Raw genomic sequence first — 12653 nt, 5'->3', positions numbered from 1 at the left:
TTTTTATAAATTAATTTCGTCACTTCTATATTTTACGCAATAAAAATAGAAATGACGAAATTACGGAAATCAAAATAATTGAGAAGATTTTGAAGTGATAATAATCTAAATTTCTCGCTTTAATTTCTAAATTGATTTTAATTCCGAGTATATTTTCTCTGTAAATGGCGTTTCAATATTTACTTCTTTTCCATAGTTGATAATAGCACCAGCAAATAATTCTAATTCATTATTTTCTTTTTTCGAATTGATGTCTAATTGCAAAGAAGTTGGTGTATTAAAAGGAAAAGTTATCGCCTTTTCGAATGTATTTTGAATAATATTATCATCAAGAATAATTCCTTTTTTATCTGCAATAGATTTTAATTCTACCATAATATTTGTGGCTTCTTGTTTTTGAATTTCGTCTGTACAAACCGTTCCGATAGACGAATTATGTTTTGCAGTAACTAAACCAAAACTTGCAATAAAAATAAATTTTGTCCAAATATCTACAAACGAATTATCTTTAAAATCGAAGTCAATTTTACTATTTTGAAGTAAATTGATTATCCAATCTACATTTTCTGAAGGATGGTTTGGATCTTTTCCGATGATTATTTTTCCTGCTTTACCTTTATGTTCAACAACTCCTTTTGCTTTTATATGAGACGCAACATACACGCAAGAAGGTAAAATCGTATTATTCGGAATAATTTTTCTGATTCTGTCATAAATATCAACTCCATTCATCAAAGGAAGCAGAATTGTGTTTTCTGTAATAACGTGTTGTAATTGTTTACATACATTTTCTAAATCATATTCTTTTACACAAATTAGAATCAAATCTGGGTTATTTATTTCGCTAATAGTTTGAGAAACTGCGGTAGGTTTTGTTACGCTTTCCGTATGTTCTGGAGAAAGTAGCGTTAAACCATTTTCTTTGACAATAGTATAAGTTTCGTTTCTTGCAACAAATGAAACTGAGAATTCGTTATCTTTTTCATTAAACTGATTAATTTTGAAACCAAAATATCCGCCAACTCCACCAAGTCCAACAATTGTAATCTGTTTTTTATTCATTGTGATTTATTTTTGATAAAAGTAGAATAATCGCTTTCATTATAAATTGCCAAATGACAAATAATTAAGATTTAACGATTTCTTTTCTAATTCTACTCAAAGAACTATTGGTGATACCTAAATACGAAGCAATGATTTTTAGCGGAACTTGTTGAAAAATATCTGGATGTTTTTTAAGTAAATTTAAATATCTCGTTTCGGCTTTTTGACTCGTTAACGCGATTACACGATCATTTAATTTATAATAATTTATGACAAATAAAAGTCGACTAAACTCTCTGAAATCTGGAATATTATGAAAATTATTCTGAACATTTTCTAAGCTTGTTTCCCAAAAAGAACAAGTAGAAATCGTTTGATATACTTCTTTTGTAGGCTCTTTTCTAAAAAAAGATAAAAAGTCATTTACAAAACACGGCGCATAAAAAATATTTGTCGTCACCTCTTCATTATCCTCATTTAACGTGTACGAACGCACATATCCTTTTTCTAAAAAATAAGTTTTTGTGCTGATTGTATTTTGATCGATTAAAATTTGATTTTTATCTAATTCAAATTCACAAAAAGTTGCTGTAATTTTCTCAACAACATCATTTTCTATCGGAAATAAAGACTTAAAATAATTATTTATAATTGATTTATCCATGAAAATTTGCCTTTGTAAATGATTAATATGTGTATAAAAAAATTGCAGAAAATATAGAATGAACTATAATTTCTGCAATAATTTATATTAAAAAAATATGATTCTTTATTTTACAATTGTCATTTCATCAACAATATGTTTTGCATCTGCAAATTTATCAACAACCCATAAAACATAACGAATGTCTACAGAAATTGTACGTTGTAATTTTGCATCAAAGATAACGTCACCAGCCATAGCCTCGATGTTTCCATCAAATGCAATACCAATTAATTCACCTTTACCATTCATTACTGGAGAACCAGAGTTTCCACCTGTAATGTCATTATTAGATAAGAAGTTTACGTGTAAATATCCGTCTTTATCAGCATATTGTCCGTAATCTTTTGTTTTTGCTAAATCTAATAAGCGTTGTGGATTTTCGAATTCTTCATCACCTGCAATGTGTTTTGCAACTGTACCTTCTAACGTTGTAAAATAGTTAGACGCAACATCTGGTTGACGTTTTGGATTTGCACTTTTTGGTAATGGTTGTACAGAACCGTAAGTTAAACGTAAAGTAGAGTTTGCATCTGGATATAAAATATTACCAACTTTAGATTCGCGTAATCCTTTTACTAATAAACGGAAGTTTTTAGAATAAGCATCATTCAATGTTTTTTGATCTTCTGTTTGTTTAGAAGCTCTTTCTACCAAAGCACTAGATAAAATATATAATGGATCTTTTTTAAGAACCTCTACGTCTGGAGAAATTAAGAAATTTTCTACTTGTTTTTGATCAGCGAAGAAACTTCTTTCAACCGCATCATTTACATAAGTAGTAAAATTGTTGTTATTAGATTTTGCCAATTCAGCAACATAAGGAGCTAAACCAGCTTCTTTTGCTTTAGAAGCATATAAACCTAATTGAGCAGCTAATAAATCTTTTTCTAACGGTAAATACATTTTTTCGTAATACGCGTTAATCGCATTCTGAATTTTTGGACGCATTTCGTTACGTTTCGCTTCATTAGCAGCAGCGTAATTTTCTAATGCTTTACCAATAGAATAAGGCGCACTTGCAAAAGTTGAATAACGCAATAAGATATTGATGTAATTATTATGACGCGCATCTAAATTAGTTTTTGCGTAATAATTATTTAAATTTTTAACAACATCACCATATTCAGCCTTGTTTTTCGCTTTATTAGCCCATTTGTTAAATTTTTCTTCTTCTTTTGTTTTCTTTGCAACAGTACCATGAAGTTTTAAAGCTTCGATCATTCCATCACGATTTTTCCAATAGTTAGCAACACCAGCATACTTAGACGCATAATCAATATTTACTTTTTGATCTTTGTCCATGTATTTTTTCATCTGATCCATTGTAACTTTAGACGCTTCTACCCATGCAGGATAAGCAAATTCTACGTTTTGCGCTACACCTTGAGCAGGCATCCAACGGTTTGTACGACCTGGATATCCTAAAATCATTGCAAAATCATCAACTTCATAACCTTTTAAAGAAACAGGTAAATGATGTTTAGGTTTTAAAGGAACATTGTTTGCAGAATATGCAGCAGGATTACCATCTTTATCTGCATAAACACGAAACATAGAGAAATCTCCGGTATGACGTGGCCATTCCCAGTTATCTGTATCTCCACCAAATTTACCGATAGAGCTTGGAGGCGTACCAACTAAACGTACATCTTCGTAATCTTGGTAAACAAAGTAATAATACTCATTTCCTTGAAAAAATGGGCGAACAGAAACAACATATTTTCCGTTTTCGCTATTTTCTTTTTCAATTTTTGCAATCTCTTGGTTGATCGTTTTTTCGCGATCAGCTTCAGACATTTTATCGTTAACAACACCTAAAATACGTTTAGAAACATCGTCCATACGAACAAAGAAACGTACTTTTAAACTTTTTGGTTTTAATTCGTCAGCTTTAGTTTTTGCCCAAAAACCATCTTTTAAATAGTCATGTTCTGGTGCAGATAATTCTGCAATATTACCATAACCACAGTGGTGATTTGTTAAAACTAAACCTTGATTAGAAACGATTTCGGCAGTACAACCACCACCAAATTGAACAATTGCATCTTTTAATGAATTGTTATTGATGCTATAAATTTCTTCTGAAGTTAATTGTAAACCTTGTTTTTGCATATCGCGGTGATTCAATCGTTCGATGAACATCAAGAACCACATTCCTTCGTCAGCTTTTACTTGAAAAGGAAAAAGCATAACCACTAAAAGAGTGGATAATAAAAATTTTTTCATTTTTGTTTGTCTTCAATTTTACGAAATGCTAAAATAATTGATTATAGTTTGTTCTCCTAATGTTTAAGTAATTAATCGTTTTTTATTGTGTATTTCTAGATAAATAACTGTTTGTTTTAAGAAATTAGGAGCATTTTTTAGTCTTAATCTGCTTTATTTATATTTTTTAAATTTCCGTATAAATATTCAATATTATGAAGTTTTATTAATTAAGAAATATTGTTTTTATAAAATTTTATATGCGTTATTTATTGACTTTTATCACTTGTATGTTATTTATATTGCTTGTTTTTAAGCAACTAAGTTTTTGTTGTTTATAGATGAAATAAAAATAGTTGTTCAGTTAAAAATATTATATCTAGTTTTACAATATTAATTTAGACTAAATATAAATAAATAATGAAAAGATTTTTATTCCCTTTAACTGTTTTGTGTATTTTACCACAACTACATGCTCAGTCTTTCGAAGAAGTAACAACAAATATTAAGAATTATGGCTATTCTACTGTAAAAGCTGTAGATTTTGACAATGATAACTTTGTAGATTTTGTTGTTTGTGGAGATGATTTGTACTATAACACACAATGTGATATTTATAAAAATGACAATGGTGAGTTTAATTTTTATCAAAACTTGACGTACTCAGCATATCTTGGCGACATTATTTTTGCCAATCTTAGTAATAATAACACATATGATTTATTGATTACCGGACAAAATCGTGCTGATATTAAAAATTATAAAACGTATCATTATATATTCGATAAAAATAATGGATTTGAAATTAAAGAAATAATTGAAAAAGGAAAAATATATGGTTCTTTTGCTAATGGAGATTTTAATAATGATGGAAAAATAGATGTTTTTTTAAACGGAATTAACAATTCTGGTCACGATGAAGATGTAGCTTATAGCGTAGATTTATTGACTTTTAATCCGAATGGAATAGAGTTTAATCAAAAAGTAGGAGGTAGTCAAAATGGAGATATGATTGTTTCTGATTTTAATAATGATGGACGTTTAGATTTAGTCGTTTTTGGAATAAATGGAGAAAATGAAACCGAAGATGCCTACGGTGCTTTTTTTAAAATTTATTTACAAAATAAGCAAGGTACATTTGATTTGAATCAAGATTTGGATGGTATGTTATTTGGATCAATGGTTGCTGCTGATTTTAATGCAGATGGTTTTATGGATATTGTAGCAACAGGTATAGATATTTACGAATCTCCAACTACAATGTATCTTATAAATGATGGAAAAGGTCAATTTTCTCAAAATTTTTTACCAACTGCGGCTGTAAATTATAGTATTGTAAAATCTATTGATGCAGGCGATCTAAATAATGATGGCTATTACGATATTATAATGGCGGGAGATGATGAAAATGGAAATGCTTCGTCAACAATTCTGCTATATAATCCTTTAAAACAAACATTTGATAAAGTTGAAAATGATTTTGGAATTGCAAATTTCTCAGTAAGTACAAGTTTGGTTTTATTAGATTATGATAATGATAATCAATTAGATGTATTGGTTTCTAGTCAAGATGAAAACTATGAATCTAAAACTGCGTTGTATAAAAATTCAGAAAAATCAATTAATCAAAAACCATTACCACCAATGGTATTAAATACTGAAGTAAAAGATAATTATATTCATTTCAATTGGGATGGAGCATCGGATGATAAAACTCCCCAAAAAGCTTTGCTATATGAGATTTCAATCGGAACCGAAAAAGGAAAAGCAGATTTAGCAAAGTACACAGTAAATACTACAAATTGGATGCTTTTAAAAGATAATCTTCCAGAGCAAATTTATTGGACCGTAAAAACAATTGATGCCTCAAAAGTCTATTCTGTTGCATCAGATGTAGCGCAAATCTCTACACTTAGTACAATTGATTTTGAGAAAGATTTATCTTTAAAAGTTTACCCAAATCCAACAACTAACGAAGTTACGATTGATGCAAATTCAAAAATAAATAAAATTGAATTATACGATTTAACAGGTAAAAAAGTAAAAGAAAATAATACTAATAAAATTTATTTAGATGCTTTTCCAAAAGGTATTTATATCTTAAAAATTTATCCAGAAAAAGGATTACCTATTGAAAAGAAAATAATAAAAAAATAATATGAATTGCTCAATTTAATTTTCCACTAATTATCAAATAAAAGAGAAATCGTTATTGATTTTTCTTTTATTTATTTAAAAATGTCATTCAAAAACTTGTAGAGAAATTTAAGATTCTTTAGTTCGTTCTGAATGACATTATTTTTCTGGATAAAATCCAAAAATAAAAGCTCATTTTTAAGAATGAGCTTTTATAAATTATATATTTTTAGAATTTGCACAGCTATAATCAACTGGACCATCTAAAGGAATTTGTTTTAAAATATCCAATAAATATGACCAGAATTTCTGAACAGATTTTATTTCAACTCTTTCGTCAGGTGAATGTGCACCCGTAATATTTGGTCCAAAAGAAATCATATCCAAACCAGGATAATTTGTGCCAATAATACCACACTCTAAACCTGCATGACAAGCAACTACTTTTGGCTCTTCTCCGTATTTTTCAACATATAAAGCTTTCATTACATCAAGAATTTCAGATTTTGGATTTGCTTTCCAACCTGGATAAGTTCCAGAAAAAGTTACCTCAAAACCTCCTAATTCAAAACCAGCTTTTAATGTTTCAGCTAATGCAGTTTTATTAGATTCTACAGAAGAACGTGTTAAACATAAAATTCTAACTTTTCCGTCAATTACTTCAACACGCGCAACATTGTTAGACGTTTCAACTAAATCTGTAACATCAGGACTCATTCTGTAAACACCATTGAAAGCAGCCATAATAGTTTGAACAAAAATCTTAGAATCATCCGCAGACATTGCAGTTGCAATAGCGTCAGTATCTTCTAAAGTAATCGTCATTTTTGGCTCTATTGTTTGATATTCTTCAATAATATCAGCTCTTAATGTTTCGTAAGCTGTTTTAAAAGCAGCAACGTTTGCAGTAGGAACTACAATTTTAGCCCAAGATTCGCGCGGAATAGCGTTACGTAAACTACCACCTTCCATGTGTGCGATTTGTAAACCAAATTCTAAACCTAAGTTTAATAAACGAGCAATTAATTTGTTTGAATTTCCTAAACCTTCGTTAATTTGAATTCCAGAATGTCCTCCGTTTAAACCTTTTAAAGTTAAAAGAAAAGAAGTTCCATCTACATTTTCTGCTGTATATGTTTTTGTTGCAGTTACATCTACACCACCAGCACAACCAATGTCTAATTCGTCATCTTCTTCAGTATCTAAGTTTAATAAGATTTTTCCTGATAAAAAACCTCCTTTTAGACCTAAAGCACCAGTCATTCCTGTTTCTTCATCAATTGTAAAAAAAGCTTCAACAGCTGGATGAGGAATATCTTTTGACTCTAAAATAGACATAATTGTTGCAACACCAATTCCGTTGTCAGCACCTAAAGTTGTTCCATTTGCAGTAACAAATTTATCATCTTCAATGTACATTTCAATTCCTTGTGTATCAAAATCAAACTCTACATCGTTGTTTTTTTGACAAACCATATCCAAATGCGATTGCATCACAATTGTTTTACGGTCTTCCATTCCTGGATAAGCCGCTTTTTTGATTAAAACATTTCCAACTTCATCTGTTTCAACTTTCAAACCTAAATCTTCTCCAAATTTGATGATAAACTGACGAACTTTTTCTTCTTTTTTAGATGGTCTTGGAACAGAATTTAATGCAGAAAAATTTTTCCAGATTGCTTTTGGTTCCAAATTAAGAATATCGTTATTCATTGTTTGTTATTTTTTAGTTGAACAAAGTTACGGATTTGCTCGAAATTAAGTATAGGAAAGGAATTTTAAATTTTTAGTGTTTTAAATAATCTTGAGTTTGTAGATTTTATAAGGATATGTTAGATTCTTCACTTTGTTCTGAATGATATTTTCATAAAAAAAAGCCTCTAAATAATAGAGGCTTTTGTAAATATATTTATTTAAATTTTATCGTGTTGACGGCATTGGAGATTCTTTGTCCACAACAGGTCTATTTTCTGCGTTAGCTAATTTCCAAATCGTATTGAAAGCTAATTTTGTACGTCTTGTTAACAAATCATATTCAATTTTATCTGGTGTATCACCTGGTTTGTGATAATCATCGTGCACACCATTAAAAAAGAAAACTGAAGGAATGTTGTGTTTTGCAAAATTGTAATGATCAGAACGGTAATAAAAACGATTTGGATCATCTGGCGTATTGTAACGCATATCCAAATTAATTCCCAAACCATCATTTGCTGCTAAAACTGCTTTGTGCAAATCTGACGATAACATTTCCGAACCAATTACATAAACAAAATCTCTTGTAGCGTCATTGTGTTCATAATCTACACGACCAATCATGTCAATATTAACATTAGCAATTGTATTGGCTAAAGGAAAAATTGGGTGTTCTGAATAATATTTAGAACCTAAAAGTCCTTTTTCTTCTCCAGAAACGTGTAATAATAAAACTGAACGTTTTGGACTAATTCCTTTTTTTTCAGCTTCACGTAAAATACGTCCAATTTCCATCACAGCAACAGTTCCCGAACCATCATCATCCGCGCCAGCATATAATTTTCCATCTTTTATACCTTCGTGATCATAATGAGCAGAAATTACGACAATCTCTTCTGGTTTTTCCGAACCTTTGATAAATCCCATCACATTACGCATTTCTCCTTTTACTCGGCTAAATGTTGCAGCTGGTATAAGTTGAAAATAATTGTTGTTTGGACCATTAATTCCTAACTCTTTATAATAATTTGCAATATAATTTCCTGCTTTTATTTCTCCTTCGCTTCCTGCATTTCGTCCTTCCATTTCGGGACCAGCAATCGTGTATAATTGTTTTTTAAGCTCAGCTTCCGAAATTTTATCGGTATATTTTACTAAGTGTTTTTCATACTTTTCGGTCGATAAAGGCTTCGAGTTGTTACAACTTACCAAAGTTGCAGCAAGTGTAATTGCAAATAAAAATTGTCTCATGTTAAATTTTTGAATTAAATTTAAAATTAATCTAACTCAGCAAAAGAAAAAAGAAATTTTGAATAAAAAACCAATATTTATACTAAAACACCTTAGTTTTGGAGATCTCTTTTATATATTTGCCCGTTTTTAAATAAATTATGTCACAATTATTCAGAAAAAAATCTGTTGAATCTATTTTAGCAGAATCAGAGAAAAATTCTGCTTCTCTAAAAAGAACTTTAGGAGTTCGGGATTTAACAGGTTTTGGAATCGCCGCCATTGTTGGAGCCGGTATTTTTAGTACCATTGGTAGAGCCAGCTTTGAAGGTGGTCCAGCCGTTATTTTCTTATTTATATTTACTGCAATTGCATGTGGTTTTACTGCTTTTGCGTATGCCGAATTTGCATCATTAGTTCCCGTTTCCGGAAGTGCATATACATACAGTTATGTTGCTTTTGGCGAACTGTTTGCATGGGTTATTGGTTGGGCATTGATTATGGAATATGCAATTGGAAACATTGTACTTGCTATTTCGTGGAGTGATTATTTTACCTCCTTACTCTCCGGTTTGGGAATTCATATTCCTGAATGGATGACAATGGATTATTTTACTGCAAAATCAGGTTTCGAATTCATTTCGAATGAATTAGCGAAAGGAAAAACATTAGCAGGTATCGCAAATTCTCCTTATGCGCAAGAAATTCCGAAGTATTTAGCATTTAAAAATGCACCAAATTTAGGATTTAATTTGGTGGTTGATATTCCAGCTTTAGTTATTACATTTTTGATTACTGCATTGGTTTATAGAGGAATTAACGAGTCTAGAAAAGCAAGTAATGCAATGGTTATTTTAAAAATTGCAGTTGTTTTCTTGGTGATTATTGTAGGTGCTTTTTATGTGAATCCTGACAATTGGAATCCTTTTGCACCAAACGGAGTTACAGGTGTTTTAGCTGGTGTTAGCTCGGTTTTCTATGCATATATTGGTTTTGATGCGATTAGCACAACTGCCGAAGAATGTAAAGATCCGAAACGTGATTTACCACGCGGAATTTTTGCATCAATTATAATTTGTACTATTTTATATATTTTAATTGCGTTGGTAATTACCGGAATGGTTCATTATTCTGAACTAAATGTTGGTGATCCTTTGGCTTACGTTTTTGAAAAAATAAAAGATTTGAGATGGCTTGCTGGGATTATTGCATTTTCTGCAGTGATTGCTATGGCGAGTGTTTTTATTGTATTTCAAATTGGACAACCACGTATTTGGATGACAATGTCTCGAGATGGATTATTACCAAAGAAATTTTCTAAGATTCATCCAAAATATAAAACACCTTCATTTGCAACTATTTTTACAGGATTTGTAGTTGGTGTACCTATTTTATTTACCGATTTAGAATTGGTTGTAGATGCATGTTCTATCGGAACTTTATTTGCTTTTGTATTGGTTTGTGCGGCTGTTATTAAGATGGATGCTAATCCAAATGCTTTACGAGGAAACTTTAAAACTCCTTTTATAAATGCAAAATATATTATGCCAATTGTTACGGTTTTGATTGTTGTTTTATGTTCTACAACGTTTAAAAATGATACGGCAGATTTCTTTACAAATCAACCACAACCAATGCCGGTAGAAAAATTTGTAAGTTCATTAACTCCAAAAGAATTAAAAGATTCTTACACAACTGTAAACGCATTAACTGGAAATGAAGTTGAATTTTTGAATGATTATTTATCAACTTTAACACCAGATAAATACAAAGAAACTTTAAGTAAATTACCTGTTTACGAAGATAAAAAAGCAGAAAAAGGATGGGATGTTTTTAAACACAAAATCCCGATGTATATTTTTATTTTGATTTATGTTTATATGACAATTCGTTGTTTTTTCAAACGTACATCAATCATTCCGCTTGCAGGTATGTTATGTTGTTTTTATATGATGGCGCAATTAGGTTTAAAAAACTGGTTGATTTTCTTAATCTGGTTATTAATCGGGCTTATCATTTACTTTGCATACGGATACAGACATAGCAAGCTGAAAAAAGTATAGTTATTACTTTTTAAAAATAGTTTTCAAATTACTCGATTATAAGTATTTATAATCGAGTAATTTGTTTTTATAAGTATATTTTTGTGTTCATTTTTAAAAACTACCTATGAAAAAACTACTATTTAGCCTATTTATTTTAGGCGCAATCTACTCTTCTGCCCAAGAAATAGATATTAAGAAAGGAAAAATTTTACTTGACAAAAAAGAAATTGGTTTAGTTGATGGTAAAAAAAGAGTGTATACATTCTCTGATTTACAGAATAAACCACTGTTTTCTATTAAATATAATTTAGAATCTTTACCAAATGGTGAAGTCAGAAAATGGTATACAATTACAGATTTATCGACCAATGAATCTAACGAATTTATTACAGAAGAACTTGGCTCATCTTTAAGTCTTGAAAAAAATACCGTAAAAACTTTTACCGAAGGAGAATATAAAATTTTCAAAACAAGTGGAGTAGATCAAGAAGTTATAAAACAATTGGTTTCTACAAATAAAAAAGATTACACTGCTGATTTTAAAGCTGAATTAGAAGCTATTAAAAAATTAGAAGCTGATGCTTTAAAAATTACTGGCGAAAATAGCATTAATGTAGATAAAAAAGGAAACATTATTTCGACAAAAAATAATGAAAACAAATTTATCGGGACTATAAAAATCTCGAAAAATGGATATGCAAATACTTACGAAATTGTAGAAAATAATGGGTTAATTGTTGGAAAATGGAGTGATAATACATTGGTTTTAGATAACGGGAAGAAATTTTCGTTAAAAGAAAGTACAAATCCTTTAGCAAATCCAACGGCTCCTTTGTCAAAAGAAAATGATTTTTTGAATACAATGGTTGGTTACGCTTTGCTAGAAGGTTATACATTAGAAAATCAATTATATAATAAAAAACTTGAGCAAAAAAATAATGCAATTCAAGAAAATCAAGAAGCTGTAGAAAATCAGATTAATGAGAATAAATTAAATTCATCTAATCTTTATGATGTTCCAGGTTATTTGATTGATGAAAAAGGAAACAAAGTTGTCGGTAAATTATCAATTAATTTTGAAGGTGTAAAACAAGGAATTAAAGAAGGTAACGTACAAGAATTACCCGAAAACATGGGAAAATCTGTTTTTGTAAAAGCGTTGAATGAAAAAGGAAAAGAGAAATCAACAAGATATAAATCAAACACAGGTGCTAATTTTTGTACTGATACGGGCGAATGTTACATTGGTTTAAAAACCATCGGAAATGCATTTAACGCAGTAGGAAATATCATGAGTCTAAGTGCAGATTTCTCATATTTTTATAAAATTTTGTCAGAAAACAAAGGTTATTTGATTTTAGAAGAACCAGCAAGTAACAAATTGTATTTAAAAATTCCGCAACAAGAAAAAGCGCTTTATTTAGGAAATTCTAATGACGATAAATTAGAAAATAATTTTAATGAATACATAAAATGTAACTTAAATTTTGCTGATTTTGACTTAAAAACCGTTGATGGTTTAAAAACATTGATCGAAAAACATCAAACCTCATGTAAATAATATTCAAAAAAAGCGATTCGTGAGAATCGCT

8 protein-coding genes are annotated in these 12653 nt (G+C 29.8%); 3 read left to right on the top strand and 5 right to left on the bottom strand.

Annotated elements, in window-relative coordinates:
- Window positions 1-126: 126 nt before the first annotated feature.
- From BM072_RS13045 to BM072_RS13035, 3 genes are all read right to left on the bottom strand, one after another.
- Window positions 127-1062, bottom strand: a complete 936-nt coding sequence (locus BM072_RS13045; protein ID WP_092909254.1) for a ketopantoate reductase family protein — start codon at window positions 1060-1062, stop codon at window positions 127-129.
- 64 nt (window positions 1063-1126) lie between these two features.
- Window positions 1127-1708, bottom strand: a complete 582-nt coding sequence (locus BM072_RS13040; RefSeq protein ID WP_092909251.1) for a Crp/Fnr family transcriptional regulator — start codon at window positions 1706-1708, stop codon at window positions 1127-1129.
- A gap of 105 nt (window positions 1709-1813) precedes the next feature.
- On the bottom strand, window positions 1814-3976 hold the full coding sequence (locus BM072_RS13035; protein ID WP_092909247.1) for a S46 family peptidase: 2163 nt from the start codon (window positions 3974-3976) through the stop codon (window positions 1814-1816).
- Between the two features lie 399 nt (window positions 3977-4375).
- Between BM072_RS13035 and BM072_RS13030 the strand changes: the two genes are divergently transcribed.
- Window positions 4376-6112: a T9SS type A sorting domain-containing protein gene (locus BM072_RS13030; protein WP_092909244.1), complete on the top strand. Its 1737-nt coding sequence runs from the start codon at window positions 4376-4378 to the stop codon at window positions 6110-6112.
- Between the two features lie 198 nt (window positions 6113-6310).
- Here BM072_RS13030 and BM072_RS13025 read toward each other — a convergent pair whose 3' ends face one another.
- Both BM072_RS13025 and BM072_RS13020 read right to left on the bottom strand, forming a co-directional pair.
- The gene (locus tag BM072_RS13025) at window positions 6311-7804 is read right to left on the bottom strand and encodes an aminoacyl-histidine dipeptidase (RefSeq protein WP_092909240.1); all 1494 of its coding nucleotides are present in this window, start codon (window positions 7802-7804) and stop codon (window positions 6311-6313) included.
- A 207-nt stretch (window positions 7805-8011) separates the two neighbouring features.
- Window positions 8012-9037, bottom strand: a complete 1026-nt coding sequence (locus BM072_RS13020) for a M28 family peptidase (RefSeq protein WP_092909238.1) — start codon at window positions 9035-9037, stop codon at window positions 8012-8014.
- Window positions 9038-9177: 140 nt separating this feature from the next.
- Here BM072_RS13020 and BM072_RS13015 point away from each other — a divergent pair, with 140 nt between their 5' ends.
- Both BM072_RS13015 and BM072_RS13010 read left to right on the top strand, forming a co-directional pair.
- A complete protein-coding gene (locus tag BM072_RS13015) occupies window positions 9178-11079 on the top strand; it encodes an amino acid permease (RefSeq protein ID WP_092909236.1) in 1902 nt (633 codons plus the stop codon).
- Window positions 11080-11185: 106 nt separating this feature from the next.
- On the top strand, window positions 11186-12622 hold the full coding sequence (locus BM072_RS13010; protein WP_092909234.1) for a hypothetical protein: 1437 nt from the start codon (window positions 11186-11188) through the stop codon (window positions 12620-12622).
- Window positions 12623-12653 lie beyond the last annotated feature (31 nt).

Origin of the sequence: Algoriella xinjiangensis (genome assembly GCF_900115015.1) — a bacterium.
Lineage (GTDB): Bacteria > Bacteroidota > Bacteroidia > Flavobacteriales > Weeksellaceae > Empedobacter > Empedobacter xinjiangensis.
This window is presented reverse-complemented; position numbering and strand designations above follow the sequence as displayed.

Bases quoted from the DNA above. Each gene is read 5' to 3' on its own strand.
- BM072_RS13035 (WP_092909247.1), bottom strand. From the start codon at position 3,976: ATGAAAAAATTTTTATTATCCACTCTTTTAGTGGTTATGCTTTTTCCT.
- BM072_RS13015 (WP_092909236.1), top strand. From the start codon at position 9,178: ATGTCACAATTATTCAGAAAAAAATCTGTTGAATCTATTTTAGCAGAA.
- BM072_RS13045 (WP_092909254.1), bottom strand. From the start codon at position 1,062: ATGAATAAAAAACAGATTACAATTGTTGGACTTGGTGGAGTTGGCGGA.
- BM072_RS13025 (WP_092909240.1), bottom strand. From the start codon at position 7,804: ATGAATAACGATATTCTTAATTTGGAACCAAAAGCAATCTGGAAAAAT.
- BM072_RS13030 (WP_092909244.1), top strand. From the start codon at position 4,376: ATGAAAAGATTTTTATTCCCTTTAACTGTTTTGTGTATTTTACCACAA.
- BM072_RS13020 (WP_092909238.1), bottom strand. From the start codon at position 9,037: ATGAGACAATTTTTATTTGCAATTACACTTGCTGCAACTTTGGTAAGT.
- BM072_RS13040 (WP_092909251.1), bottom strand. From the start codon at position 1,708: ATGGATAAATCAATTATAAATAATTATTTTAAGTCTTTATTTCCGATA.
- BM072_RS13010 (WP_092909234.1), top strand. From the start codon at position 11,186: ATGAAAAAACTACTATTTAGCCTATTTATTTTAGGCGCAATCTACTCT.